Origin of the sequence: Pseudomonas alcaligenes (assembly GCF_041729615.1) — a bacterium.
GTDB lineage: Bacteria > Pseudomonadota > Gammaproteobacteria > Pseudomonadales > Pseudomonadaceae > Aquipseudomonas > Aquipseudomonas alcaligenes_B.
The window spans coordinates 4,045,027-4,069,553 of sequence record NZ_CP154874.1; the positions used below are offsets into that span (position 1 = coordinate 4,045,027).

Annotated in this window: 25 protein-coding genes and 1 tRNA gene; 17 read left to right on the forward strand and 9 right to left on the reverse strand. The window is 65.2% G+C overall.

Annotation, left to right across the window (positions count from 1 at the left end):
• Nucleotides 1–44: 44 nt before the first annotated feature.
• The 3 genes from AAG092_RS19620 (at nt 45) to AAG092_RS19630 (ending at nt 5,138) form a co-directional block, all read left to right on the forward strand.
• Nucleotides 45–1,073, forward strand: a complete 1,029-nt coding sequence (locus AAG092_RS19620; RefSeq protein WP_373387978.1) for an efflux RND transporter periplasmic adaptor subunit — start codon at nt 45–47, stop codon at nt 1,071–1,073.
• Nucleotides 1,070–4,138, forward strand: coding sequence for an efflux RND transporter permease subunit (locus tag AAG092_RS19625; protein ID WP_373387979.1), 3,069 nt, complete (start codon nt 1,070–1,072; stop codon nt 4,136–4,138). Before AAG092_RS19620 ends, AAG092_RS19625 begins: the two co-directional genes overlap by 4 nt.
• An 85-nt stretch (nt 4,139–4,223) precedes the next feature.
• Nucleotides 4,224–5,138 (forward strand): hypothetical protein, encoded by a 915-nt coding sequence (locus AAG092_RS19630; protein WP_373387980.1) that lies wholly within the window; start codon nt 4,224–4,226, stop codon nt 5,136–5,138.
• 14 nt (nt 5,139–5,152) lie between these two features.
• Here the strand turns inward: AAG092_RS19630 and AAG092_RS19635 are convergent, their stop codons facing one another.
• Nucleotides 5,153–6,484 (reverse strand): heavy metal sensor histidine kinase, encoded by a 1,332-nt coding sequence (locus AAG092_RS19635; protein ID WP_373387981.1) that lies wholly within the window; start codon nt 6,482–6,484, stop codon nt 5,153–5,155.
• The gene (locus tag AAG092_RS19640; protein WP_373387982.1) at nt 6,484–7,161 is read right to left on the reverse strand and encodes a heavy metal response regulator transcription factor; all 678 of its coding nucleotides are present in this window, start codon (nt 7,159–7,161) and stop codon (nt 6,484–6,486) included. Before AAG092_RS19640 ends, AAG092_RS19635 begins: the two co-directional genes overlap by 1 nt.
• A gap of 160 nt (nt 7,162–7,321) precedes the next feature.
• Between AAG092_RS19640 and AAG092_RS19645 the strand changes: the two genes are divergently transcribed.
• From AAG092_RS19645 to queF, 4 genes are all read left to right on the forward strand, one after another.
• Entirely contained in the window at nt 7,322–7,852 is a 531-nt protein-coding gene (locus tag AAG092_RS19645; protein ID WP_373387983.1) for a plastocyanin/azurin family copper-binding protein, read from the forward strand.
• Nucleotides 7,849–9,564: a copper resistance system multicopper oxidase gene (locus AAG092_RS19650; protein ID WP_373387984.1), complete on the forward strand. Its 1,716-nt coding sequence runs from the start codon at nt 7,849–7,851 to the stop codon at nt 9,562–9,564. The genes AAG092_RS19645 and AAG092_RS19650 overlap by 4 nt, the downstream gene beginning before the upstream one ends.
• A complete protein-coding gene (locus tag AAG092_RS19655) occupies nt 9,551–10,255 on the forward strand; it encodes a copper resistance protein B (protein WP_373387985.1) in 705 nt (234 codons plus the stop codon). Before AAG092_RS19650 ends, AAG092_RS19655 begins: the two co-directional genes overlap by 14 nt.
• Nucleotides 10,256–10,452: 197 nt before the next feature.
• Complete coding sequence (gene queF / locus AAG092_RS19660) at nt 10,453–11,280, forward strand: NADPH-dependent 7-cyano-7-deazaguanine reductase QueF (RefSeq protein WP_373387986.1); 828 nt, start codon at nt 10,453–10,455, stop codon at nt 11,278–11,280.
• Nucleotides 11,281–11,322: 42 nt separating this feature from the next.
• Here the strand turns inward: queF and AAG092_RS19665 are convergent, their stop codons facing one another.
• From AAG092_RS19665 to AAG092_RS19675, 3 genes are all read right to left on the reverse strand, one after another.
• The gene (locus tag AAG092_RS19665) at nt 11,323–11,586 is read right to left on the reverse strand and encodes a DUF4404 family protein (protein ID WP_110682000.1); all 264 of its coding nucleotides are present in this window, start codon (nt 11,584–11,586) and stop codon (nt 11,323–11,325) included.
• 132 nt (nt 11,587–11,718) lie between these two features.
• The gene (locus tag AAG092_RS19670; RefSeq protein WP_373387987.1) at nt 11,719–12,381 is read right to left on the reverse strand and encodes an HAD family phosphatase; all 663 of its coding nucleotides are present in this window, start codon (nt 12,379–12,381) and stop codon (nt 11,719–11,721) included.
• A gap of 64 nt (nt 12,382–12,445) precedes the next feature.
• A complete protein-coding gene (locus tag AAG092_RS19675) occupies nt 12,446–12,853 on the reverse strand; it encodes an acyl-CoA thioesterase (RefSeq protein ID WP_373387988.1) in 408 nt (135 codons plus the stop codon).
• Between the two features lie 116 nt (nt 12,854–12,969).
• Between AAG092_RS19675 and AAG092_RS19680 the strand changes: the two genes are divergently transcribed.
• Nucleotides 12,970–13,659, forward strand: a complete 690-nt coding sequence (locus tag AAG092_RS19680) for a VacJ family lipoprotein (RefSeq protein ID WP_110681997.1) — start codon at nt 12,970–12,972, stop codon at nt 13,657–13,659.
• 50 nt (nt 13,660–13,709) lie between these two features.
• On the opposite strand, the gene AAG092_RS19685 is transcribed toward AAG092_RS19680, so the two are convergent.
• Nucleotides 13,710–14,009 (reverse strand): PilZ domain-containing protein, encoded by a 300-nt coding sequence (locus tag AAG092_RS19685; protein WP_110681996.1) that lies wholly within the window; start codon nt 14,007–14,009, stop codon nt 13,710–13,712.
• 214 nt (nt 14,010–14,223) lie between these two features.
• On the opposite strand from AAG092_RS19685, the gene rssB reads away from it, so the two are divergent.
• Together rssB and rssC are read left to right on the forward strand one after the other, a co-directional pair.
• Nucleotides 14,224–15,408, forward strand: coding sequence for a two-component system response regulator RssB (gene rssB / locus AAG092_RS19690; RefSeq protein ID WP_373387989.1), 1,185 nt, complete (start codon nt 14,224–14,226; stop codon nt 15,406–15,408).
• The gene (rssC, locus tag AAG092_RS19695) at nt 15,405–15,899 is read left to right on the forward strand and encodes an anti-sigma factor antagonist RssC (RefSeq protein WP_110681994.1); all 495 of its coding nucleotides are present in this window, start codon (nt 15,405–15,407) and stop codon (nt 15,897–15,899) included. Before rssB ends, rssC begins: the two co-directional genes overlap by 4 nt.
• Before the next feature lie 66 nt (nt 15,900–15,965).
• Here the strand turns inward: rssC and tal are convergent, their stop codons facing one another.
• Nucleotides 15,966–16,889 carry a transaldolase gene (gene tal / locus AAG092_RS19700; protein ID WP_373387990.1) on the reverse strand — a complete coding sequence of 308 codons (924 nt, stop codon included), beginning with the start codon at nt 16,887–16,889 and terminating at the stop codon, nt 15,966–15,968.
• A 135-nt stretch (nt 16,890–17,024) separates the two neighbouring features.
• Nucleotides 17,025–18,017, reverse strand: coding sequence for a tRNA dihydrouridine(20/20a) synthase DusA (dusA, locus tag AAG092_RS19705; RefSeq protein WP_373387991.1), 993 nt, complete (start codon nt 18,015–18,017; stop codon nt 17,025–17,027).
• A gap of 110 nt (nt 18,018–18,127) precedes the next feature.
• Between dusA and AAG092_RS19710 the strand changes: the two genes are divergently transcribed.
• On the forward strand, nt 18,128–18,433 hold the full coding sequence (locus AAG092_RS19710; RefSeq protein WP_110681991.1) for a DUF2388 domain-containing protein: 306 nt from the start codon (nt 18,128–18,130) through the stop codon (nt 18,431–18,433).
• A 58-nt stretch (nt 18,434–18,491) separates the two neighbouring features.
• Here AAG092_RS19710 and AAG092_RS19715 read toward each other — a convergent pair whose 3' ends face one another.
• Complete coding sequence (locus AAG092_RS19715; RefSeq protein WP_373387992.1) at nt 18,492–19,775, reverse strand: NAD(P)/FAD-dependent oxidoreductase; 1,284 nt, start codon at nt 19,773–19,775, stop codon at nt 18,492–18,494.
• Between the two features lie 185 nt (nt 19,776–19,960).
• Between AAG092_RS19715 and AAG092_RS19720 the strand changes: the two genes are divergently transcribed.
• The 6 genes from AAG092_RS19720 (at nt 19,961) to pheS (ending at nt 24,491) form a co-directional block, all read left to right on the forward strand.
• Nucleotides 19,961–20,037 (forward strand) — tRNA-Val (locus tag AAG092_RS19720).
• Nucleotides 20,038–20,264: 227 nt separating this feature from the next.
• On the forward strand, nt 20,265–22,187 hold the full coding sequence (gene thrS / locus AAG092_RS19725) for a threonine--tRNA ligase (protein WP_373387993.1): 1,923 nt from the start codon (nt 20,265–20,267) through the stop codon (nt 22,185–22,187).
• Nucleotides 22,187–22,738, forward strand: a complete 552-nt coding sequence (gene infC, locus AAG092_RS19730) for a translation initiation factor IF-3 (RefSeq protein WP_181418765.1) — start codon at nt 22,187–22,189, stop codon at nt 22,736–22,738. Before thrS ends, infC begins: the two co-directional genes overlap by 1 nt.
• Before the next feature lie 60 nt (nt 22,739–22,798).
• Nucleotides 22,799–22,993: a 50S ribosomal protein L35 gene (gene rpmI / locus AAG092_RS19735; RefSeq protein ID WP_021701550.1), complete on the forward strand. Its 195-nt coding sequence runs from the start codon at nt 22,799–22,801 to the stop codon at nt 22,991–22,993.
• A 29-nt stretch (nt 22,994–23,022) separates the two neighbouring features.
• On the forward strand, nt 23,023–23,379 hold the full coding sequence (rplT, locus tag AAG092_RS19740; protein WP_068826439.1) for a 50S ribosomal protein L20: 357 nt from the start codon (nt 23,023–23,025) through the stop codon (nt 23,377–23,379).
• Between the two features lie 95 nt (nt 23,380–23,474).
• Nucleotides 23,475–24,491: a phenylalanine--tRNA ligase subunit alpha gene (gene pheS / locus AAG092_RS19745; protein ID WP_110681987.1), complete on the forward strand. Its 1,017-nt coding sequence runs from the start codon at nt 23,475–23,477 to the stop codon at nt 24,489–24,491.
• The last annotated feature ends 36 nt before the right edge of the window (nt 24,492–24,527 follow it).

The window sequence follows — 24,527 nt, forward strand, 5'->3', positions numbered from 1 at the left end:
CGGCATCGTTAGACTCGACCTCTTGGACAACAAGAGGTCGCTCGATGACTACCCGCCGCCGTCACGCCCTGTTCATCGCTTCCCTGCTCGCCATCGCCGCGCCTGCGGCCCTGGCTGAGCGACCTCCACTGGTGGAAGTGGTGCAGCCCGAGCGGGCGCTGGTGCGTGACGAGCTGGTGACTTTCGGCTCGCTGCGTTCGGACGAGTCGACCATGATCCGCCCGGAAGTCGACGGCCGCGTCGCCAGCCTGCAGTTCCGCGAGGGCCAGGCGGTCAAGGCCGGCGATCTGCTGGTCAGCCTGGATGACGCCATCGCCCGCGCCGAGCTGGCCCAGGCCCGCGCCAACCTGGACCTGGCCGAGAAGAGCTTCGAGCGCACGCAGATGCTGTTCAAGCGCGGCGCCAGCAATGCGCAGACCCTTGACGAGGCGCAGTCGCAGCTGCAGGCGGCGCGCGCCAGCCTGGCCCTGGCCCAGGCGCGCCTGGACAAGACGCAGATCCGCGCGCCCTATGACGGCGTGCTCGGCCTGCGCCTGGTCAGCGCCGGCGACTACCTCAGCGCCGGCGACAATATCGTCAACCTGGAAGTGCTCGACCCGCTCAAGGTCGACTTCCGCATCCCGCAGAAGGCGGTCAGCCAGGTGCGCCTGGGCCAGGCCATCGAGCTGAGCCTGGACGCCTATCCCGGCGAGCGCTTCCGTGGCGAGATCATCGCCCTCAACCCGCGTCTGGACGAAGTCGGCCGCAGCCAGGCGCTGCGCGCGCAGGTGGCCAATGCCGACCAGCGCCTCAAGCCCGGGCAGTTCGTCAAGGTCTCGGTGATCCTCGCCGAGCGCCCGCAGGCCCTGCTGATTCCGGAAGAGGCGGTGATGCCGCTGGGCCAGCTGCTGTTCGTCAACCTGGTGGTGGACGGCAAGGTCGAGCGCCGGCAGATCCGCCTGGGCCAGCGCCAGCGCGGCAAGGCCGAGGTGGTCGAGGGCCTGGACGGCAGCGAGACGCTGATCAGCGCCGGCTGGCAGAAGGTCGCGCCGGGCCGCGAGGTGCGCAGCACGCCGCGGGGTGAGGTGCAATGAGCCTGTCCGATGTCTGCATCCGCCGGCCGGTGTTCGCCACCGTGCTGTCGCTGATCATCGTGCTGCTCGGCCTGCTGGCCTACCAGCGCCTGGCGGTGCGCGAATACCCCAACATCGACGTGCCGATCGTCACGGTCAACGTCATGTACCCCGGCGCCAGCCCGGAGATCATGGAATCGCAGGTCGCCCAGCCGGTCGAGGACGTGCTCTCGGGCATCGAGGGCCTGGACTTCGTCAGCTCCATCAGCCGCTCGGAGAACACCCAGATCACCGCGCAGTTCCGCCTCGGCACCGACTCCGACGAGGCGGCCAACGACGTGCGCGACCGCCTGGGTCGGGTGCGCAGCCTGCTGCCGGACGAGATCGACGAGCCCATGGTGCAGAAGGTCGAGGCCGACGCCCAGCCGGTGATCTGGCTGGCCTTCTACAGCGAGCGCTTCTCCGCCATGGAGATCACCGACGTGATCGAGCGGGTGGTGCAGGATCGCCTGCAGACCATTCCCGGCGTGTCCGAAGTGCTGATTCGCGGGGCGCGCACCTATGCCATGCGCATCTGGCTCGATCCGGAGAAGCTGGCCGCGCATGACCTCACGGTGCAGGACGTGGAGGACGCCCTGCGCCGGCAGAACGTGGAGATTCCCGCCGGGCGCATCGAGTCGGTGCAGCGCGAGTTTTCCGTGCTGGCCGAGACCGACCTGCAGACCCCCGAGGAATTCAACCAGCTGATCCTCGACGACTCGCGCGGCTACCTGCTGCGCCTGGCCGACGTCGGCCACGCCGAGATCGGCGCCGCCGACGAGCGCACCCTGGCGCGCTTCAACGGCCGCTCGGCGGTGGCCGTGGGGATGATCAAGCAGGCCACGGCTAACCCGCTGGACATCTCCGATGGCCTGGAGCAGGCGCTGCCGAGCATCCGCAAGCTGCTGCCCGAGGGCATGCAGATGCAGGTGTCGAACGACAACTCGCAGTTCATCCGCGAGTCGATCGATAACGTCTACACCACCATCTGGGAAGCGGTGCTGCTGGTCATCCTGATCATCTTCCTGTTCCTCCGCTCGCTGCGAGCCACCCTGATCCCGCTGGTGACCATCCCGGTGTCGCTGATCGGCGCCTGCGCGCTGATGGCGCTGATGGGCTTCTCCATCAACACCCTGACCCTGCTGGCCATGGTGCTGGCCATCGGCCTGGTGGTGGACGACGCCATCGTCGTGCTGGAGAACATCCACCGGCACATCGAGCAGGGCATGCGCCCACTGCAGGCGGCCTTTGTCGGCAGCCGCGAGATCGCCTTCCCGGTGATCGCCATGACCCTAACCCTGGCCGCGGTGTACGCGCCGATCGGCTTCATGCAGGGCACGACGGGAAAGCTCTTTACCGAATTCGCCTGGACCCTGGCCGGCGCCGTGCTGGTGTCCGGCTTCGTCGCCCTGACCCTGTCGCCGATGATGTGCGCCTACCTGCTCAAGGCGCACTCGCCGCAGCAGCACCACAGCCGCCTGTACAACCTCATTGAGCACGGCCTGGAGCGGCTGAACCAGGGCTATGGGCACCTGCTGCAGCGGGTACTGCGCGCCTGGTGGCTGGTGCTGGTGGTGCTGGCGGCGATGCTCGCCCTGTGCGCCTGGCTGTTCCTCGGCCTGCGCAGCGAACTGGCGCCGACCGAGGACACCGGCACCATCGTCGGCTCGATCAACGGGCCGGACGGCGCCACCCTCGGCTACACCAGCCGCTACGCCAAGCAGCTGGAGGAGGCCTATGCCGCCATCCCCGAGACCAACCGCTACATGGTCATCGTCGGCTTCCCCACGGTGGCCCAGGGCCTGTCGTTCATGAAGCTGGAGGACTGGGACGAGCGTGAGCGCAGCCAGTTCGAGATCCGCGACGAGCTGCTGCCCAAGCTGCAGGACATCCCTGGTGTGCGCGCCTTCCCGATCAACCGGCCGCCGCTGGGGCAGAGCGCGCGCAACCAGCCGGTCAACTTCGTGATCCGCTCCTCGCTGGAATACGCCGAGCTGCAGCCCTACGTCGAACAGCTGCTGGCCGAGGTGCGCGACTACCCGGGGCTGGAGAGCCTGGACAGCGACCTCAAGCTCAACACACCGCAGCTCAAGGTCACGGTCAACCGTGAGCAGGCGGTAGCCGTGGGTACCGACGTGGCCACCATCGGCCGCAGCCTGGAGAGCCTGTTCGGCAGCCGCCAGGTGACCCGCTTCAAGCAGAACGGCGAGCAGTACGACGTGCTGGTGCAGCTGCAGGACGTCGACCGCAGCAACCCCGACGACCTCAACCGCGTCTACGTGCGCGGCCGCGACGGCAGCATGGTGCAGCTGTCCAACCTGATCGAGGTGCGCGAGACGGTGGCGCCGCGCGAGCTCAACCACTTCAACCAGCTGCGCGCGGTGACGGTCACCGCCAACGTCGGCTCCGGCTACACCCTGGGTCAGGCGCTGGATCACCTGGAGGAACGGGCGCGGGCGATCTTCCCTCCCGACACCCAGTTCGACTACACCGGCACCTCGCGCGACTTCAAGGAGTCAGAGAGCGGGGTGGCGCTGATCTTCGTGCTGGCCCTGGTGTTCATCTTCCTGGTGCTGGCGGCGCAGTTCGAGAGCTTCCTCGACCCGCTGATCATCCTGTTCAGCGTGCCGCTGTCGATGGCCGGCGCGCTGCTGGCGCTGACCCTGTTCGGCGGCACCCTGAACATCTACTCGCAAGTCGGCCTGGTGACCCTGATCGGGCTGATCACCAAGCACGGCATTCTCATCGTCGAGTTCGCCAACTACCTGCTGCGCGAGGGCCGCGAGCTGGGCGAAGCGGTGCTGGAGGCGGCGCTGCAGCGCCTGCGGCCGATCCTGATGACCACCGGCGCCATGGTTCTCGGCGCGGTGCCGCTGGCCATCGCCAGCGGCGCCGGCGCCGAGAGCCGCCAGCAGATCGGCATGGTCATCGTCGGTGGCCTGCTGGTGGGCACCTTCTTCACCCTGTTCGTGGTGCCGACCCTGTACATGCTGCTGCGCCGCTGGCGGCCGATCGCCGTGCACCAGGACGAACCGCAGACTGCCTGATTCGCGCCGCTGGTCAGTGCCGGTTGGCGTGACGGGGCCTGGCGACTATGCCTTATCCAGGCATCGTTCGCAGGGAGGCCCCGTCATGAAGCCGCTTCTGTTGGTTCTGTTCATCGCTCTGTCGCTCTCCGGTTGCACTCTTAATCGCGCGGGGCTGGCCGCCATGCCCGGTGGCGAATTCACCGCCACGCCGGCCCTGGCCTGCCCGGGCGATACCGTGACCATCGCCTGGGACACCCAGCGTCCGCGCCAGTCGAGCTTCTGTCGCTTCCCCAACGGTAACCTGCCCGAGTTGCAGAGCTGCAGCTCCAGCCTGGACTGCACGGTCGGCGGCAGCATCTGCCTGGACGGCTACTGCAACCTGTGTTCGGCCATCGCCGACGAGCAGGAGCGCCGCAGCGAATGCGCAGCACCGAGCAATCGCGGTTGCCAGCCCGACTTCAATGCCCGTATCCGTATCACCCCGGAGCCGACTCCGCCGCTGGCGGCGGCCGAAGACATTGTCGAGCATCGCGGCGAGCGGACCTTCGTGGTGCAGGAAACCACCGATATCGCCTTTCTCAGCGAAGTGGCGGATCCCGAGGGCAATCGCGCCGGGCACCCGGACTGGCTGGGGCGCATCGACCTGAACGCGCGGGTCGAGGTGGTCGATCCCGAGCTGGTACGCACGGCGGCCAATGCCTACGAGTGCCGGGGGCGTGCCAGCTGGCCGGGCACCCGCCTGGAGACGCTGTTCCCCGGCGCCTCGCCGCGCTTGCGGGTGCTGACGGTGCGCAACCCCAATCCTTTTGTCGTGGTCGGCAGTATCGATGGCACGCCCCTGCGCCTGGCCCCGAGAGAGGTGCGCGAGCTCGGCCTGCTGCCGCAAGGCGAGCTGCAGGCCCAGCCGGATGCGGACTTTCTGCGCACCTTGCCGCCCGTGCAGTGCAGCGCCATTTTCAGCAGTGGCAGTTACCCCAGCGCACCGCTGGAGCTGACCCTGGGTTGCACACCGCCCTAGTCTGCGGCGCTGGCTCAGCCCTGTGCCGTCACCGGCAGTTCCAGGATGAAGCGTGTCCAGCCATTCGCCGACTCGCAGCGAATAGCGCCACCATGGGCCTGGACGATAGAGCGGGCGATGGCCAGGCCCAGCCCGGCATGCTCGGCGCCGCCTTCGCGGCGCGCCGGGTCGGCGCGGTAGAAGCGGTCGAACAGGCGCTCGCGCTGTGCGGCGGGAATTTCCGGGCCCTGGTTGGCCACCTCGATGCGCACCCCGGCGCCCTGTTGTGCGGCGCTCAGGCGCAGCTCGCCGCCACGCGGGGTGAAGCGCAGGGCGTTGTCGATCAGGTTGCTCAGGGCGCGGTGCAGCAGGCCACGGTCGGCGCTGAGCCCGGCCTGGCCATCGACCTGCAGCCGCACCCCGGCCTCCTCGGCCAGGGGCGCGAAGTACTCGGCCAGCGCCGCCAGTTCGCGTTCCAGGGCGAGCGTCTCGCGGCGGGTCTGCAGCAGGCCGTTGTCGGCCTTGGCCAGCAGCAGCATGTCGCCGACCATCTGCGCCAGGTGCTGCAGCTCCTCCAGGTTGGAGTGCAGGGCTTCCTGGTAGTCCTCCAGGGCGCGCGGCTGGCTGAGGATGACCTGGGTCTGGGTGAGCAGGTTGGACAGCGGCGTGCGCAACTCGTGGGCGATGTCGGCGGAGAAGGCCGAGAGGCGGGCGAAGGCGTCTTCCAGGCGCGCCAGCATGGCGTTGAAGGATTCGGCCAGCTCGCCCAGCTCGGCCGGCAGGGCTTCCGCCGGCAGGCGCGCGGTCAGCGAGCTGGCGGAGACCTGCTGGGTCACCCGGGTCATCTGGCGCAGCGGACGCAGGCCGCGGCGCGCGACCCAGGCGCCGAGCAGGGCGGTGGCCAGGGCCGAGAGGCCGACGCACAGCCAGATCAGCCGCTGCATCTGCTCGAGGAAATGCTGGTGGTGGGTGATGTCCAGCAGCAGGGTCAGGCGCAGGTCGCCCTGCTTCGCGTTCATCACCCGGTAGGCCGTGTCCTGGTGATTCCAGTGCTGGGTGTGCGGCAGGCTGTCCGGCAGCGAGCGGCTGCTGAACCAGACCTGGCCGTCCGGCCCCTCGATGCGCAGCGCCAGTTCCGGGTGGCGCTGCAGCTCCTGCTCCAGTGCCGGGCGCCGCGCGGCCAGCGCCATGGTGCTGGTCACGCCCTGCAGCAGCTCGGTGAACACCGCCAGTTTGCCCTGCAGTTGCTGCTGGTCCAGCTCGATGAAGTGCATCTCGCTGGCGCGGCTGAACAGGACGCCGGCCAGCAGCGCCACGGCGGCGGTGCAGGCGGCGAACAGCAGGGCCAGGCGATTGGCCAGGGACATCAGGCGCGCGCCTCGAGGACATAGCCCATGCCGCGCACGGTGTGGATCAGCGGCTGGGTGAAGCCGTCGTCGACCTTGGCGCGCAGGCGGCGGATGGCCACCTCGATGACGTTGGTGTCGCTGTCGAAATTCATGTCCCACACCTGCGAGGCGATCAGCGACTTGGGCAGCACCTCGCCCTGGCGACGCAGCAGCAGTTCCAGCAGGGCGAACTCCTTGGCGGTCAGCTCGATGCGCTGGCCGCCACGCTCGGCGCGGCGGCGCAGCAGGTCCAGGGACAGGTCGGCCAGTTGCAGTTGGTGCTCCTGCGGGATGCCATGGCCGCGGCGCAGCAGGGTGCGCACCCGCGCCAGCAGCTCGGTGAAGGCGAAGGGCTTGACCAGGTAGTCGTCGGCGCCGGCCTCCAGGCCGCGTACGCGGTCTTCCACCGCATCGCGGGCGGTGAGAAACAGCACCGGCACGTCCAGCCCGGCCGCGCGCACGCTGCGCAGGATCTGCCAGCCGTCGCGACCGGGCAGCATCACGTCGAGGATCAGCAGGTCATGCTCGCCGGACAGTGCCAGCTGCTCGCCGCTCATGCCATCGCCGGCCAGCTCCACGGCGAAGCCTGCCTCGGCCAGGCCCTGGCGCAGGTAATGGCCGGTCTTGGGTTCGTCTTCGACGATCAGCAGTTTCATCTGGGACTCACAGTCTGGGCTCGACAGGGACGTTGCCGGCTTTATACGCGAGGCGCCGGCCTGAATGAACCAAGCTGACAAAGTTGTAATCTTTGCGTCAGCTTCGCGCCAGTTGTCCCGGCCTAGAGTGGCAACTCTTCCAATGATGGAGCACCACCCCATGTCCGCACGTTTTCTCCTGCCGCTGCTCTGTGCCCTCAGCCTGCCGGCGCTGGCAGACAAAGGCCATCACGCTTTCGGCAAGCCGGCCAAGGCGGCCGATGCCGATCGCACCGTCGAGATCACCTTGGGCGACATGTACTACGAACCGGCCTCGGTGCAGGTCAAGGCCGGCGAGACCGTGCGCTTCGTGCTGAAGAACGAGGGCGCGCTGCTGCACGAGTTCAGCCTGGGCGACGCCGCCATGCATGCCGAGCACCAGAAGCACATGCTGGCGATGCAGCAGATGGGCATGCTGACGCCGACCTCCATGCAGCACGACATGAGCAAGATGGATCACAGCCAGCATGACATGAGCGGCATGCAGCACGGCAAGATGACCCACGACGACCCCAACACGGTGATGCTCGAGCCCGGGCAGAGCGCCGAGCTGACCTGGACATTCGCCCAGGCTACCGGCCTGGAGTTCGCCTGCAACATCCCCGGGCACTACCAGGCGGGCATGGTCGGCAGTGTCGAGGTGCAGCCGTGAAACGCCTGCTCCTTGCCACCGGCCTGCTGGGCCTGAGCCTGGCCGCCCAGGCCGGCCGTTACGAACTGGTGATCGACGAGGGCCAGGTGCGCTTTTCCGACGGCGCGCGTCCGGCGCTGACCGTCAACGGCCAGAGCCCGGCCCCGGAGCTGCGCTTCCAGGAAGGCGAGGAAGTCGAAATCGCCGTCACCAACAAGCTCGACCGCATGACCGCGCTGCACTGGCACGGCATCATCCTGCCCTACACCCAGGACGGCGTGCCGGGCATCAGCTTCCCCGGCATCCAGCCCGGCGAGACCTTCACCTACCGCTTCACCCTCAACCAGTCCGGCACCTACTGGTACCACGCCCATGCCGACTTCCAGGAGCAGGAGGGTATCTACGGCCCGCTGATCGTCGAGCCGAAGAAGCGCGAGCCGTATCGTTACGACCGCGAGTACACCGTGCTGCTGTTCGACTGGCAGGACGAGAAGCCGGAGCGCACCCTGGCCAACCTGAAGAAGCAGGCCGACTACTACAACGACCAGCAGCCGACCCTCGGCGATCTGTTCCGTGACGCCAAACGCGATGGTTGGGGCGCGGCGCTCAAGGACCGCTGGGACTGGGGCAACATGCGCATGGCCAAGACCGACATCGCCGATGTCAGCGGCTTCCGCTTCCTGGTCAACGGCCGCGACAGCGAGCAGAACTGGACTGCGCTGTTCAAGCCTGGCGAGCGTGTGCGCCTGCGCATCATCAACGGCTCGGGCATGAGCTACTTCGACCTGCGCATCCCCGGCCTGGCCATGACCGTGGTGCAGGCCGACGGCAACGACGTGCAGCCGGTGGTGGTGGATCAGCTGCGCATTGCCGTGGCCGAGACCTACGACGTGATCGTCCAGCCGCGTGAGGACAAGGCCTACACCCTGTTCGCCGAGTCCATGGACCGGCGTGGCTATGCCCGCGCCACCCTGGCGCCGCGTCCCGGAATGCAGGGCGAAGTGCCGGCGCTGCGCGAGCCGCGCCTGCTGACCATGGCCGACATGGGCATGGCCCATGCCGGGATGGACCACGGTGGCATGGATCACTCGGGCATGGCGGGTATGGATCATTCCCAGATGGCTGGGATGGACCATTCGCAGATGGCCGGCATGGACCATGGCACGATGAACCACGCGGCCATGGCCCAGGCGAACAATCCGGACTACGCCGCCGGCAGCGGTATCGCCCCCGAGCCGGTGGAGGGTGGACGGGTGCTGGTCTACGGCGACCTCAAGGCCATGCGCCCGGCCGCCGGCTACCGAGCGCCGGACCGTACCATCGAACTGCAGCTGACCGGCAACATGGAACGCTACTTCTGGTCGTTCAACGGCGTGAAGTACTCCGAGGCCGAGCCGATCCGCCTCAAGTTCGGCGAGCGGGTGCGCTTCCGCTTCGTCAACCAGACCATGATGAACCACCCCATGCACCTGCACGGAATGTGGATGCAGCTGGACAAGGGCAACGGCCAATTCAACCCGCTCAAGCACGTGGTCAACGTGGCGCCGGGGCAGACCCTGGAAGTGGACGTGCCGGTCGACGCCATGGGCGAGTGGGCCTTCCACTGCCACCTGATCTACCACATGGGCAGCGGCATGTTCCGCAAGATCGTGGTGGAGGCGGCCGATGGCAGTACCCAGCCGTTCTACAGCGAGCAACCGGCGGCCAAGGAGAGCGAACATGCGCACCATTAATCTGTTGCCGGCCCTGCTGCTGGCCACCCCGGCGCTGGCCATGGAACAACATATGGACGCCATGCCGGTGGCCAAATTGGCCGTCGATCATCTGGAGCAGCGCTTCGACGGTGACGAGCAGGCCCTGGCCTGGGAGCTGGAGGCGACCTATGGCAACGACCTGCACAAGGCGGTGCTGAAGAGCAGTGGTGAGCGCGCCGACGGCGGGCCTACCGAGTCCAGCGAGACCCAGCTGTTGTACCGGCGCATGGCCAGCGAGTTCTTCGACTGGCAGGCTGGCCTGCGCCACGACGACCAGCCGGGGCCTTCGCGCGCCTATGCAGTGTTCGGCCTCAAGGGCCTGGCGCCGCAGTGGATCGAGCTGGACGCCAACCTGTTCGTCAGCGAGCGCGGCGACCCCTCGCTGCGCGTCGAGGCCGAGTACGAGCTGCTGCTGACCCAGCGCTGGGTGCTGGAGCCCAAGCTGGAGTACGACCTGGCGCTGGCCGACGACCGCGACCTGGGCGTCGGCGCCGGTGGCAGTACCCTGGAGGCGGGCCTGCGCCTGAACTACCGGGTCAGCCCGCAGTTCTCGCCCTATGTCGGCTATGTCTGGGAGAAGAGCTACGGCCGCACGGGTGACTGGCTGCGCGAGGAGGGCGAGCATGACGAGGAGGGGGCCTGGGTGGTGGGGTTGAAGTTCTGGCTCTGAGCCCCGGGGCCGTAGGGCGGGTGAAACCCGCGAGCCGCAATGCGCGGGTTTCTCCCGCCCTACGCATAGCCTGTAGCCCGGATGCAATCCGGGAAGCAGGCTACTCCGCCCCCGGATTGCATCCGGGTTACGGGTGACGAGAGGGCGGTGGGCATGGGGTACAATGCCCGCCGTTTTTCGTTTTCCAGGCCATCGCCATGCAGCATCCCGCCGAACACTCGCCGCTGGGCAAATCCAGCGAGTACGTTTCCCAGTACGCCCCCGAACTGCTGTTTCCCATCTCCCGCACCACCAAGTGGGCCGAACTGGGGCTGGAGGCCGGCAAGCTGCCGTACCAGGGCGTGGACTACTGGAACTGCTACGAGCTGTCCTGGCTGACGCCCTCCGGCAAGCCGGTGGTGGCCATCGGCGAGTTCGCCATCCCGGCCGACTCGCCGAACATCATCGAGTCCAAGTCGTTCAAGCTCTACCTCAACTCGCTGAACCAGGGCGCATACGTCAGCGCGGCGGATGTCGAGGCGGTGCTGGCCCGCGACCTGTCCGCCTGCGCCGGTGCGCCGGTGCGCGTGCGTGTACGCAGCCTCGACGAGGTGGCTGCCGAGGGCGTGGCCGCACTGCCGGGGCGCTGCATCGATGCTCTGGAAATCGCCGTCAGCGACTACGCCCATCCGCGGCCGGAGCTGCTGCGCTGCGCTGACGAGGTGGCGGAGGAGGTGCTCTACAGCCACCTGCTGAAGTCCAACTGCCCGGTCACCGGCCAGCCGGACTGGGGCACCCTGGTGGTCGACTACCGCGGCCCGCGCCTGGATGCGGCGAGCCTGCTGGCCTATGTGGTGAGCTTCCGCCAGCACCAGGACTTCCATGAGCAGTGCGTGGAGCGGGTATTCCTCGACCTGCAGCGCCTGCTGCAGCCCGAGCGGCTGACGGTGTATGCACGCTATGTGCGCCGTGGCGGGCTGGACATCAACCCCTACCGCAGCACCGAGGCGATCGCGCCGGACAACCGCCGCCTGGTGCGCCAGTAACGAAAAAGCCCGCGGATGCGGGCTTTTTGTTGGGCGCTCGGGCTAGATGCCCATATTGGCCAGGCTCTGCAGGATATTGCGCAGGGTGCCGGTGAGGGTCGGGTGCTGGCTCTCGAAACGCTCCACCGCCAGGTTGACGCCGTCGACCAGGGTGGCATCCGGGTCGCTGGCCAGCTCCTTGGCCAGCTTCAGGTCGATCTGCTGCATCAGTTCGAGCAGGGCGGCGCGGTCTTCGGTATCCAGCGGCGTGTCGCTGGCGAGTTCCTCGCGCAGTTGCTGGAGGTGTTGCTGCAGGCGTGCGGGCATGGTCGTCTCCTTCTCCGGATGATGCACGGTGGACCCCTGGTCTCGCCCGGGGTTCGCCGCCACATAGCTGAAGGTTAATCCACGCGGCACGCTCCTGCCTGATCCAGAGCAGGTCGCGGCGAGATTTGGATTTCAGGGTTTTTCGCCTTTCTGGCGGCGCACGGCCAGGTCCTGCAGGCAGGCCGGCAGCTCACCGGGATGATCGATCACCGAGTGGGCGCCGAGGCGATAGAGGTCGAGGGTGGTCTGCGCTCGCAGCTTATCGCGCTCACCGGCAGCCAGCGCCTGCCAGTCGCCCAGGGCCAGGCCGCAGGGGGCACCGCAGCTGGCCAGGCCGATACACCATAGCCCGGCGTTGAGGCCAGCCTGCAGCAGGCGCGGTTCGCTAGCGATCAGCACGCAGCCGTCCAGGCTGTCCACTTGCAGCTCGGCCAGTGCCTGCCAGATCGCGTCCGGGGCCGGCCAGGGGCGGGCGCAGTTCGGGCGGCTGGCGCGGATGCTCGGCGGCAGCACTTCGGCCAGCAGGCGACAGGCCGTTTCCGGCAGTTCATCCAGCCAGGCATGCGGCAGTTGCTGGCGGCTCAGATCGTGGAGCAGCTCCGGCACGCCCGGCAGCGCCTCCGCGCATTCGGCCGCGCTGGCCAGCAGCGCGGGCAGCAACTCGGGGGCGTGCGGGTCGTCGGGCAGTCGCTCCAGGCCACTGTGCTGCAGGGCCACCGGCAAGGTGCGGGCACCGTGGTCGACCAGGCAGCCGGTCAGGCCGAACAGCAGGGCATTGAACATTGGCGCAGGCATGGCTGACTCGCTTCCCCAAGGGTGTGGGGCAGGGTAACCAGGCCGTATGACGAACCCGTGACGGCTAGGCGCCCATGACCTGGCGCACGCTCTGCGGCACCGCAACCGAGGCGTTGCTGGCGTGGTCGACCCACACCAGCTTGCAGTGCCCCTCGCCATAGCAACTGTGCGGGTCCTCCAGGGTGGTCAGGCGGTGTTCGACCACCAGGCTGCTGCGGCCCACGGCGCCGGCGTACAGCTCGATGACCACGGTGGCCGGGTGCACCACCGGCTTCAGGTAGGTGTGCAGGGTCTGCAGCACCACCGGGCCCTGCGGCGCGTGGTCGATATCGATGCCGACGCGGGCGAACCAGTCCACCCGGGCTTCCTGGACATATTCCAGGTAGACGGTGTTGTTGACGTGGCCGTAGTTGTCCATGTCGCCCCAGCGAACCGGGATATGGGCGGTATGGAGGAGGCGTTTATCCGACATGCTGGAGTCCGCTATGCTGCTGCCATATGGGGGCGGCGGTGGTTATACTGCGCGGCCTTACAGATTCCCGGGCGGCCGCGGGCCGCCACACTACTGATGCCAAGGAGAGACTGCAAATGCCCATGATCGGTGCGAGCTGGATCACCCGCCTGTGCGCGATCGGTGCGCTGGTGCTGCTGCCGCTGGCGGCCTCGGCCGAAGAGGACCCCTGGGAGTCCTTCAACCGTCCCGTCTTCCGCTTCAACGACACCCTCGATACCTATGCCCTGAAGCCCGTGGCCAAGGGTTACCAGGCGGTGACGCCGCAGTTCCTCGAGGATGGCGTGCACAACGTGTTCCGTAACATCGGCGATGTCGGCAACCTGGCCAACGATCTGCTGCAGGGCAAGCTGCACGATGCCGGCGTCGACACCGGCCGACTGATCTTCAATACCACTTTCGGCCTGCTGGGCTTCTTCGATGTGGCCAGCGAGATGGGCCTGCAGCGCAACGACGAGGACTTCGGCCAGACCCTCGGGGCCTGGGGAGTCGGCAGCGGTCCCTACCTGGTGATCCCGTTCCTCGGTCCGAGCAGCCTGCGCGATGCTCCGGCCAAGATTCCGGACAGCTATCTGACGCCCTATCCCTACATCGACCATGTGCCGACGCGCAATGTCACCCGCGCGGTCAACGTGGTCGACACCCGCGCCAGCCTGCTGTCGGCGGAGAAGATGGTCAGCGGCGACAAGTACATCTTCATCCGCAACGCCTACCTGCAGAACCGCGAGTTCCGCGTGAAGGACGGCGAGGTGGTGGACGACTTCTGATTGGTCCGGACAAGAAAGCAGAAAGGCGGCCTGGGCCGCCTTTCTCGTTTTCAGCTCATCGACAGGATGGCCAGGCCTATGGAGGTTCGGCCATCGTCCAGTGGCGTCACCCGCACCACTTCCGCCTGGGCATCGAGCCCCTTGAGTTCGCTGTGGTCGGAGGGGATGTGCACTTTCACCCGGTCACCCATGGCGACCTGACAGTCGGCCTCCACCTGCATGCCGGTGCTGGACAGGTCGAGGCACTGGGCCTGGAATTCCTTGCCGGCGTGGTGAAGGATGACCGGTGCTTCCAGTCGCATGCGGATGAAGTCACGTTTCTCGCTGTAGGCACGATCGTTCTGGCTCATGGACCCTGTCCTCTTGTTTTTCGGGTGCTCCCCGACGGTCTTATAACCCCCGCCGATTTGAGGTGTAAAGGCGCCGGGCGACAATCGGCAGCGGCTTGAATCGCCTGGCGGATGGGAGTACCGTCTGCGCCGTGAATCGTCCGAGCGCAGGTGTTGCTGTCCCCGCCGGTCGGCAAATCCAATCTCTCTCCGGCGTCGTTTGCCTGGATGGCCCATGCACAAACCCAGCGCCAAGCTGCTGATAATCGATGATGACGAGGTGGTGCGAGCGAGCCTCGCCGCCTATCTAGAGGACAGTGGTTTCCAGGTCCTGCAGGCCGGAAACGGGCTGCAGGGACTGGAAGTGTTCGAACGCGAACAACCCGACCTGATCATCTGCGATCTGCGCATGCCACAGATCGACGGCCTCGAGCTGATCCGCCGGATCAGTGCGCTCAACAGCGAGATCCCGGTCATAGTCGTTTCCGGGGCCGGGGTGATGAGCGATGCGGTCGAGGCCCTGCGCCTGGGCGCCGCCGACTACCTGATCAAGCCCCTGGAAGATCTGGCCGTGCTGGAGCACTCGGTGCGCCGCGCGCTGGATCGCTTCCAGCTGCGCCTGGAGAACCAGCGCTACCGCGAGAAGCTGGAGACCGCCAATCGCGAGTTGCAGGCCAGCCTGCACCTGCTGCAGGAGGACCAGAACGCCGGGCGCCAGGTGCAGATGAACATGCTGCCGGTCACGCCCTGGCAGGCCGATGACCTGCAGTTCGCCCACCAGATCATCCCCTCGCTGTACCTGTCGGGCGATTTCGTCGACTACTTCCGCGTGGACGAGCACCGCGTGGCCTTCTACCTGGCCGATGTCTCCGGCCATGGCGCCTCGTCGGCCTTCGTCACCGTGCTGCTCAAGTTCATGACCACGCGCCTGCTCTACGAGTGGAAGCGCAACGGCGTGTTGCCGGAGTTCAAGCCCTCCGATGTGCTCGGCCATATCAATCGTGGTTTGATCAACTGCAAGCTGGGCAAGCACGTGACCATGCTCGGCGGGGTGATCGACCAGCAGAACGGCACCCTGACCTACAGCATCGGCGGCCATCTGCCGCTTCCGGTGCTGTTCAGCGAGGGCGAGGCCCGCTATCTGGACGGGCGCGGCCTGCCGGTGGGGCTATTCGATGAAGCCAGCTACAAGGATCAGGTCATGCAGCTGCCGCAGTCCTTCAGCCTGAGCCTGATGTCCGACGGCATCCTGGACCTTTTGCCCGGCGACACGCTCAAAGAGAAGGAGGCCGCGCTGCCACGACTGGTCAGCCAGGCCGGAGGCACGCTGGATGGTCTGCGCCAGGTGTTCGGGCTGGCCAATCTGCGCGATATGCCGGATGATATTGCCTTGCTGGTGTTGAGCAGGAACCTTGCATGAATCCTGGGAATAGCCCCGGTAGGATCCAGTTCGCCGAGCAGGACGGTACCTTCGTCCTGAAGTTCGTCGGTGAAATCCGCCTGACCTTGTGTTCGGCGCTGGATGCAACGATCGAAAAAATCTTCTCGGCGCTGAATTTTTCGGCGATCGTCATTGATCTGACAGAAACCCGCAGCATCGACAGCACCACTCTCGGTCTGCTGGCCAAGCTCTCCATCCTCTCGCGGCAGAAGATCGGCCTGTTGCCCACCGTGGTCACCACCCACGAGGACATCACCCGCCTGCTGCAATCGATGGGCTTCGATCAGGTGTTCAACATCGTCGACCGGCCGATTCCCTGTCCAGAGTGCCTGAGCGACCTGCCGTCGCAGGATCAGTCGGAAGAGGTGGTTAAGGCCAAGGTGCTGGAAGCCCATCGCATCCTCATGGGGCTCAACGAGTCCAACCGCGAAGCCTTCCATGACCTGGTGAGCGCCCTGGAACGCAGCTGACCGTGTAAACGGGCATGAAAAAGGGCGATATCCCCGCGGATATCGCCCTTTTCGTTTGCGCCTGGGTTAGTGGCGGGCGGCCAGCAGGGCCTCCAGCTTCTCCTGGTCGCGGGCGAACAGGCGGATGCCCTCGGCCAGCTTCTCGGTGGCCATGGCGTCCTCGTTCAGCGACCAGCGGAAGGCACTTTCATCCAGCGCCTGGCGTGGCTCACCGGCGCCCGCGCTCAGCAGGCGCGGCAACTGGCCCTGGTCGTCGGCCAGCTGTTGCAGCAGCTCGGGGCTGATGGTCAGGCGGTCGCAGCCCGCTAGCTGCTCGATCTGGCCCAGGTTGCGGAAGCTCGCGCCCATCACCACGGTGTCGTAGCCGTTGGCCTTGTAGTACTGGTAGATGCGCGACACGGATTTCACGCCCGGGTCCTCGGCGCCGACGAAGTCGCGGCCCTCGGCCTTCTTGTACCAGTCGTAGATGCGCCCGACGAAGGGCGAGATGAGGAATACGCCGGCGTCCGCGCAGGCCACGGCCTGGGCGAAGGAGAACAGCAGGGTCAGGTTGGTCTGGATGCCGGCCTTCTCCAGCTGCTCGGCGGCGCGGATGCCTTCCCAGGTCGAGGCGATCTTGATCAGCACCCGCTCGCGGCCGATGCCGGCCTGCTCGTACAGGCCGATGAGGCGCTCGGCGCGGCGCAGGGTAGCCTGGGTATCGAAGGACAGGCGGGCGTCCACCTCGGTGGAGATGCGCCCCGGGATCACCTTGAGGATTTCCTGGCCGACGGCGACGCCGAAGCGGTCGCAGGCCAGGCCCAGATCGCCGGCGCAGCCCTGCACGGCCTTGCCCAGCAGCTCGGCATAGCGGGGCAGGGCTGCGGCCTTGAGCAGCAGTGAGGGGTTGGTGGTGGCGTCCACCGGCTTGAGCCGGCTGATGGCGTCGAGGTCGCCGGTGTCGGCGACTACGGTGGTGTACTGCTTGAGTTGGTCCAGCTTGGAGGTCATGACGAGGCCCTGTCGTTACATGCCTCCGACCTTACCCGAGCCGTGCGGAGCGCTTCAATGTCTGGCGCGGGCTTTTCCGCTGCTGGCGTCGGGCTGGGGGAGAGAAGCGCTGCCGCGCGCGCTGGAATGATCGTCTCAGTGGCCGGCGAGCAGTTCGATGGCCTGGTTGAGCAGGGCCAGCGGGTCCTGGGTCTTGTGCACGTCCACCGAGAGCAGTTGGCGGAAGCGCCGCGCACCTGGAAAGCCTTGGGCCAGGCCCAGCACATGGCGGGTGACGTGGTGCATGGCGCCGCCCTCGGCGAGGTGCCGTTCGATGTAGGGGCGCATGCGCGTTAGCGCCTCGGCGCGGCTGATCACCGGGCGGTCCAGGCCGAACAGCTGCTGGTCGACCTGCGCCAGCAGGTAGGGATTATGGTAGGCCTCGCGGCCCAGCATCACGCCGTCGAAGGTCTGCAGGTGCTGCTGGCACTCTTCCAGGGTCTTGATGCCGCCGTTGAGGATGATTTCCAGATCGGGAAAGTCGCGCTTGAGCTGCGCAGCGACGTCGTAGCACAGCGGCGGGATTTCGCGGTTCTCCTTGGGCGACAGGCCTTCGAGAATGGCGATGCGCGCATGCACGGTGAAGCTGGTGCAGCCGGCCTCGCGCACCGTGCCGACGAAGTCGCACAGCTCGGCGTAACTGTCGCGGCCGTTGATGCCGATGCGGTGCTTGACCGTGACCGGGATGTCCACCGCGTCGCGCATGGCCCTGACGCAGTCGGCCACCAGCTGCGGATGCCCCATCAGGCAGGCGCCGATCATGTTGTTCTGCACCCGGTCGCTGGGACAGCCGACGTTGAGATTGACCTCGTCATAACCATGCTCTTCGGCCATCCGTGCGCAGGCCGCCAGATCAGCAGGATTGCTGCCGCCCAGCTGCAGGGCCAGTGGGTGCTCGCAGTCGTGATAGCGCAGGAAGCGCTGGGCATCGCCATGCAGCAGTGCGCCGGTGGTGACCATCTCGGTGTAGAGCAGGGCGCGGCTGGACAGCTGGCGCAGAAAGAAGCGGCAGTGGCGGTCGGTCCAATCCATCATCGGCGCCACGGAGAAGCGGCGGGAAGGCTCTGGTCGCTGTATGGAGTTCGGCATGATCGGTGTGCGCTGCGGAAAAAACGGCGGGCATTCTAGCGTACTTGGCGACAGGCCGATGGCTCGGCTGCTAAGCTGCTGGCAGGTTTCATGCGTAGGGAGATGACAACATGCAAAGCAGATACTGGCTGGCGGCGCTGGCCCTGGGATGCAGCCTGCAGGTGGGCGCGACGAGCTTCGTGGTGACCACCGACGGCATGGTCAATACGGTGGATGCCACCACCGATGTCACCTCGTCCACCTTCGGTGACGACAAGGTGGTGCGCGAGGCCAAGGACGACGCGGCGAGCTTCGTCGCCAGTCGCGGTGATATCCGTGGTGCGCATCTGGAGGCGGCCTTCCAGCACATCCGTGGCAAGCTGCCGGAGCTGCAGCTGGATGACATGCAGCTGGCGCAGGCCATCCTGGCCTTGTGATTGGCGCGGTGAAATGAAAAACGGCGCCCTTGGGCGCCGTTTTCGTTTGCGGTCGGTGTTACAGGCCCAGCTTGTCGCGCAGGCTGTAGTACCAGGCGCCAATGGCGGTGAAGGGCACGCGGAACAGACGACCACCCGGGAAGGGGTAGTGCGGCAGGCTGCCGAAGGCGTCGAAACGCTCGGCCTGGCCACGCAGGGCTTCGGCGAGGATCTTGCCGGCCAGGTGGGTGTAGGTCACGCCGTGGCCGCTGCAGCCCTGCGAGTAGTAGATGTTGTCGCCGATGCGACCGACCTGCGGCAGGCGCGACAGGGTCAGCAGGAAGTTGCCGGTCCAGGCGTAGTCGATCTTCACGCCCTTCAGCTGCGGGAAGGTCTTGAGCATCATCGGGCGGATCATCGCCTCGATGTTGGCCGGGTCCTTGGCGCCGTAGACCACGCCGCCGCCGTAGATCAGGCGACGGTCGCCGGTCAGGCGGAAGTAGTCGAGCAGGTAGTTGCAGTCTTCCACGCAGTAGTCCTGCGGCAGCAGGCTCTTGGCCATTTCCTCGCTCAGCGGCTCGGTGGCGATCACCTGACTGCCGCAGGGCATGGTCTTGGCGGCCAGTTCCGGCACCAGGTTGCCCAGGTAGGCGTTGCCGGCGACCACGATGAACTTGGCCTTCACGCGGCCTTCGGGAGTATGCACCACCGGGTTGGCGCCGCGCTCGATGCGCACTGCCGGGCTCTGTTCGTAGATGACGCCGCCCAGGCTTTCCACGGCGGCGGCCTCACCGAGCGCCAGGTTCAGTGGGTGGATGTGGCCACCGCTCATGTCGAGCATGCCGCCGATGTAGTTCTCGGTCTTGACCACTTCGCGGATGCGCTGGGCGTCCATGATCTCCAGCTGGGTATGGCCGAAGCGCTCCCACAGCTTCTTCTGTGCTTCCAGGTGCTTCATCTGCTTGGGCGTGAAGGCGGCAAACACGCCACCGTCCTTCAGGTCGCACTTGATGTCGTACTTGGCGATGCGCTCGCGGATGATGCGGCCGCCTTCGAAGGCCATCTGGCCCATCAGTTGGGCCTGCTTGGGGCCGACGGTGCGTTCGATCACGTCGATGTCGCGGCTGTAGCTGTTGACGATCTGGCCGCCGTTGCGGCCGGAGGCGCCGAAGCCGACCTTGGCCGCCTCGACGATGCTGACCTTGAAGCCGTTCTCCAGCAGGAACAGGGCGGTCGACAGGCCGGTGTAGCCAGCGCCGATGATGCAGACATCGGTCTCGGTCTCGCCCTGCAGCGCCGGGCGCTGCGGAACCGGATTGGCCGAAGCGGCGTAGTAGGACTGGGGGTAGGAGGTGTGCGCCATATTTGAACCTATGTTCTTTATTTTTTACGGAATTAGCGGATGCTACCCGAGTCAAAATGCGCCGGCTAGCCTCTGTGCAAAATTTTCAACGTGGCGCTGTGCGGCAAAAAATCCACTTTTTCAGAGGCTTAGCGAAAAAAGGTGTTGACACTCCGGCGAATCTCCCTAAAATGCGCCTCCATTGCAGGCACATAGCTCAGTTGGTTAGAGCACCACCTTGACATGGTGGGGGTCGTTGGTTCGAGTCCAATTGTGCCTACCAAATCCGAAAGGGGTCGTTGATACGACCCCTTTTTTATTGGCTGCTTGCCAGAGAATAGGCTTTCTGGAAGCATCCGCGATTCTGTTTACCTCCAGTGACTCTGGTTCGGTTCTGGTTGGCCCGCAAGGCTCCTGCCATCGTCAGGCAGGTATACCGCCGGATCGCTTCCTGGCTCATCCCAACCCATGTGACCTTTGGTAGGGGTCACCACTAGGAGAGGAGGCGCCATGCCCACCATTACTCTTCCCGACGGCAGTCAGCGTTCGTTCGATCATCCGGTATCCGTGCTCGAGGTGGCTCAGTCCATCGGTGCTGGTCTGGCCAAGGCCACTCTGGCTGGCAAGGTCAATGGCAAGCAGGTGGATGCCTGCGACCTGATCGAGACCGATGCGACCCTGCAGATCATCACGCCGAAGGACGAGGAAGGGCTGGAGATCATTCGCCACTCCTGTGCGCATCTGGTGGGTCATGCGGTCAAGCAGCTCTATCCGAACGCCAAGATGGTCATCGGTCCGGTGATCGAAGAAGGCTTCTATTACGACATTGCCATCGATCGCCCTTTTACGCCGGAAGACATGGCGGCCATCGAGAAGCGCATGGCCGAGCTGATCGACAAGGACTACGACGTCATCAAGAAGATGACGCCGCGTGCCGAGGTCATCGAGCTGTTCAAGGCGCGTGGCGAGGAATACAAGCTGCGCCTGATCGACGACATGCCGGACGAGCAGGCCATGGGGTTGTACTTCCATGAAGAGTACGTGGATATGTGTCGTGGCCCGCACGTGCCCAATACCCGCTTCCTCAAGTCCTTCAAGCTGACCAAGATCTCCGGCGCCTACTGGCGCGGCGACTCGAAGAACGAGCAGCTGCAGCGCATCTACGGCACCGCCTGGGCGGACAAGAAGCAGCTGGCGGCCTATATCCAGCGTATCGAGGAGGCCGAGAAGCGCGACCATCGCCGCATCGGCAAGCAGCTGGACCTGTTCCACCTGCAGGAAGAGGCGCCGGGCATGGTGTTCTGGCATCCGAACGGCTGGACCGTCTATCAGGTGCTGGAGCAGTACATGCGCCAGGTGCAGCGCGAGCACGGCTATGTCGAGGTGCGCACGCCGCAGGTGGTCGATCGCATCCTCTGGGAGCGCTCGGGGCACTGGTCGAACTATGCCGAGAACATGTTCACCACCAACTCGGAAAACCGCGACTACGCGGTGAAGCCGATGAACTGCCCGTGTCATGTGCAGATCTTCAATCAGGGCCTGAAGTCCTACCGCGACCTGCCGCTGCGACTGGCCGAGTTCGGTGCCTGTCACCGCAACGAGCCGTCCGGAGCGCTGCACGGCATCATGCGTGTGCGCGGCTTCACCCAGGATGATGCGCACATCTTCTGCACCGAGGATCAGGTGAAGAAGGAGGCGGCCGATTTCATCAAGCTGACCCTGCAGGTCTACGCAGACTTCGGCTTCTCCGACATCACCATGAAGCTGTCCACTCGTCCGGCCAAGCGCGTGGGTTCCGACGAGCTGTGGGATCGCGCCGAAACCGCCCTGGCCGATGCGCTGAACGAATCCGGCCTGGCCTGGGAATACCAGCCGGGCGAGGGGGCTTTCTATGGTCCGAAGATCGAGTTCACACTCAAGGACTGCCTTGGTCGCAACTGGCAGTGCGGTACCCTGCAGTACGATCCGAACCTGCCGGAGCGCCTGGATGCCAGCTATATCGCCGAAGATAACGGGCGCAAGCGTCCGGTGATGCTGCATCGCGCCATCCTGGGTTCCTTCGAGCGTTTCATCGGCATGCTCATCGAGCATTACGCCGGGCAGTTCCCGGCCTGGCTAGCGCCGGCCCAGGCGGTGGTGATGAATATCACCGACAAGCAGGCCGATTTTGCCCTGGAAGTCGAGAAAACCCTCAACCAAAGCGGATTTCGTGCCAAGTCCGACTTGAGAAACGAAAAAATCGGCTTTAAAATCCGCGAGCATACTTTGCTCAAGGTTCCCTATCTCCTGGTTATTGGCGACAGGGAAGTTGAGACACGATCCGTTGCTGTGCGTACCCGCGAAGGTGTCGACCTGGGCTCCATGCCTCTGGAACAATTCGCCGATCAGCTCAAGCAAGCGGTTTCCCGGCGTGGTCGCCAAGATTCGGAGTAATCATTATTAAGCGTGAAATGAGACAGGATAAGCGGGCCGCCCCCAAGGCGCCTATCAACGAGAACATTACCGCTCGTGAGGTCCGCCTGATTGGTGCGGATGGCGAGCAGATCGGTATTGTTTCGATCGATGAAGCACTGCGCGTGGCCGAAGAGGCCAAGCTGGATCTGGTAGAGATCTCGGCTGACGCAGTTCCGCCGGTTTGCCGCATCATGGACTACGGCAAGCACCTGTTCGAGAAGAAGAAGCAGGCTGCTGCTGCGAAGAAGAACCAGCACCAGCAACAGATCAAAGAAATCAAGTTTCGTCCAGGGACGGAAGAAGGGGATTACCAGGTAAAACTACGCAACCTGGTACGTTTCCTTAATGAAGGGGACAAGGCCAAGGTATCCTTGCGATTCCGTGGTCGTGAGATGGCCCACCAGGAGCTGGGGATGGAACTGCTGAAGCGGGTCGAAAACGACCTCGCCGAAATCGGTACCGTCGAACAGCATCCTAAGCTGGAAGGACGCCAGCTGATGATGGTCATCGCTCCCAAGAAGCGTAAATAACCTCCCGGGCACTGGCAGGCCTGATGGTTATCAGTTGTTAATGAATGCGGAGTACAAAACATGCCAAAGATGAAAACCAAAAGCGGCGCGGCCAAGCGTTTCCTGAAAACCGCGGCCGGCTACAAGCACAAGCACGCTTTCAAGAGCCACATCCTGACCAAAATGTCCACCAAGCGTAAGCGTCAACTGCGCGGTAGCGAGCTGATGCATCCGTCGGACAAGGCAAAAGTCGAGCGCATGCTGCGCGTTCGTTAATCGGTCAAGATACTTAGAGGTAAATACTCATGGCTCGTGTTAAGCGTGGCGTTATCGCTCGTGCTCGTCACAAAAAAATCCTGAAACTCGCCAAAGGCTACTACGGCGCGCGTTCGCGCGTGTTCCGCGTTGCCAAGCAGGCTGTGATCAAGGCAGGCCAGTACGCCTACCGTGACCGCCGTCAGCGCAAGCGTCAGTTCCGCGCTCTGTGGATCGCTCGTATCAACGCCGGTGCTCGTCAGAACGGTCTGTCCTACAGCCGTCTGATCGCTGGTCTGAAGAAAGCGACCATCGAGATCGATCGTAAGGTTCTGGCCGATCTGGCAGTGAACGAAAAAGCGGCGTTTGCTGCGATTGTCGAGAAAGCTAAGGCCGTTCTGGCTTAAGTCCCCCGACAATCACCGGGCTTGCCCGGTGGCAACGTCAAAGATAGGGGAAGAGCCTTCGAGCTCTTCCCCTATTTCGTATCTGGAGTCCGTACATGGAAAACCTGGATGCATTGGTCTCGCAAGCGCTTGAGGCCGTGCAAAACACCGCAGACGTCAACACCCTGGAGCAGCTCCGGGTGCAGTATCTCGGCAAGAAGGGTGAGCTCACCGCCCTGATGCAGACCCTCGGCAAACTCTCCGCCGAAGAGCGTCCGCAGGCCGGCGCCCTGATCAATGCCGCCAAGAACCAGGTTCAGGACGCCCTGAACGCCCGCAAATCCGTGCTGGAGCAGGCTCTGCTCGCCGAGAAGCTGGCGTCCGAGCGCATCGACGTGACCCTGCCGGGCCGCGGCCAGGCCTCCGGTGGCCTGCATCCGGTCACCCGTACCCTGGAACGCGTCGAACAGTTCTTCACCCACATCGGCTACAGCGTGGCCGAGGGGCCGGAAGTCGAAGACGACTACCACAACTTCGAAGCCCTTAACATTCCCGGCCACCACCCGGCGCGGGCGATGCATGACACCTTCTATTTCAACGCGAATATGCTGCTGCGCACCCATACCTCGCCGGTGCAGGTGCGCACCATGGAATCGCAGCAGCCGCCGATCCGCATCGTCTGCCCCGGCCGCGTCTATCGCTGCGACTCCGATATCACCCACTCGCCGATGTTCCACCAGGTCGAAGGTCTGCTGGTCGACGAGGGCATCAGTTTCGCCGACCTCAAGGGCACCATTGAAGAATTCCTCCGGGTGTTCTTCGAGAAGCCGCTGGGCGTGCGTTTCCGTCCGTCCTTCTTCCCCTTCACCGAGCCGTCGGCTGAAGTCGACATGCAGTGCGTGATGTGCTCCGGCAAGGGTTGCCGCGTGTGCAAGCAGACCGGCTGGCTGGAAGTGATGGGTTGCGGCATGGTGCATCCGAACGTGCTGCGCATGTCCGGCATCGATCCGGAGAAGTACCAGGGCTTCGCCTTCGGCATGGGCGTCGAGCGCCTGGCCATGCTGCGTTACGGCGTCAACGACTTGCGCCTGTTCTTCGATAACGACCTGCGGTTCCTGGCGCAATTCCGCTAGCCGCATGACCCGTATCGAATTCGCTTAATGGAGAAC

Coding starts and splice junctions, on each gene's coding strand:
- AAG092_RS19620 (WP_373387978.1), top strand. CDS start 45: ATGACTACCCGCCGCCGTCACGCCCTGTTCATCGCTTCCCTGCTCGCC.
- AAG092_RS19625 (WP_373387979.1), top strand. CDS start 1,070: ATGAGCCTGTCCGATGTCTGCATCCGCCGGCCGGTGTTCGCCACCGTG.
- AAG092_RS19630 (WP_373387980.1), top strand. CDS start 4,224: ATGAAGCCGCTTCTGTTGGTTCTGTTCATCGCTCTGTCGCTCTCCGGT.
- AAG092_RS19635 (WP_373387981.1), bottom strand. CDS start 6,484: ATGTCCCTGGCCAATCGCCTGGCCCTGCTGTTCGCCGCCTGCACCGCC.
- AAG092_RS19640 (WP_373387982.1), bottom strand. CDS start 7,161: ATGAAACTGCTGATCGTCGAAGACGAACCCAAGACCGGCCATTACCTG.
- AAG092_RS19645 (WP_373387983.1), top strand. CDS start 7,322: ATGTCCGCACGTTTTCTCCTGCCGCTGCTCTGTGCCCTCAGCCTGCCG.
- AAG092_RS19655 (WP_373387985.1), top strand. CDS start 9,551: ATGCGCACCATTAATCTGTTGCCGGCCCTGCTGCTGGCCACCCCGGCG.
- queF (WP_373387986.1), top strand. CDS start 10,453: ATGCAGCATCCCGCCGAACACTCGCCGCTGGGCAAATCCAGCGAGTAC.
- AAG092_RS19665 (WP_110682000.1), bottom strand. CDS start 11,586: ATGCCCGCACGCCTGCAGCAACACCTCCAGCAACTGCGCGAGGAACTC.
- AAG092_RS19670 (WP_373387987.1), bottom strand. CDS start 12,381: ATGCCTGCGCCAATGTTCAATGCCCTGCTGTTCGGCCTGACCGGCTGC.
- AAG092_RS19675 (WP_373387988.1), bottom strand. CDS start 12,853: ATGTCGGATAAACGCCTCCTCCATACCGCCCATATCCCGGTTCGCTGG.
- AAG092_RS19680 (WP_110681997.1), top strand. CDS start 12,970: ATGCCCATGATCGGTGCGAGCTGGATCACCCGCCTGTGCGCGATCGGT.
- AAG092_RS19685 (WP_110681996.1), bottom strand. CDS start 14,009: ATGAGCCAGAACGATCGTGCCTACAGCGAGAAACGTGACTTCATCCGC.
- rssB (WP_373387989.1), top strand. CDS start 14,224: ATGCACAAACCCAGCGCCAAGCTGCTGATAATCGATGATGACGAGGTG.
- rssC (WP_110681994.1), top strand. CDS start 15,405: ATGAATCCTGGGAATAGCCCCGGTAGGATCCAGTTCGCCGAGCAGGAC.
- tal (WP_373387990.1), bottom strand. CDS start 16,889: ATGACCTCCAAGCTGGACCAACTCAAGCAGTACACCACCGTAGTCGCC.
- dusA (WP_373387991.1), bottom strand. CDS start 18,017: ATGCCGAACTCCATACAGCGACCAGAGCCTTCCCGCCGCTTCTCCGTG.
- AAG092_RS19710 (WP_110681991.1), top strand. CDS start 18,128: ATGCAAAGCAGATACTGGCTGGCGGCGCTGGCCCTGGGATGCAGCCTG.
- AAG092_RS19715 (WP_373387992.1), bottom strand. CDS start 19,775: ATGGCGCACACCTCCTACCCCCAGTCCTACTACGCCGCTTCGGCCAAT.
- thrS (WP_373387993.1), top strand. CDS start 20,265: ATGCCCACCATTACTCTTCCCGACGGCAGTCAGCGTTCGTTCGATCAT.
- rpmI (WP_021701550.1), top strand. CDS start 22,799: ATGCCAAAGATGAAAACCAAAAGCGGCGCGGCCAAGCGTTTCCTGAAA.
- rplT (WP_068826439.1), top strand. CDS start 23,023: ATGGCTCGTGTTAAGCGTGGCGTTATCGCTCGTGCTCGTCACAAAAAA.
- pheS (WP_110681987.1), top strand. CDS start 23,475: ATGGAAAACCTGGATGCATTGGTCTCGCAAGCGCTTGAGGCCGTGCAA.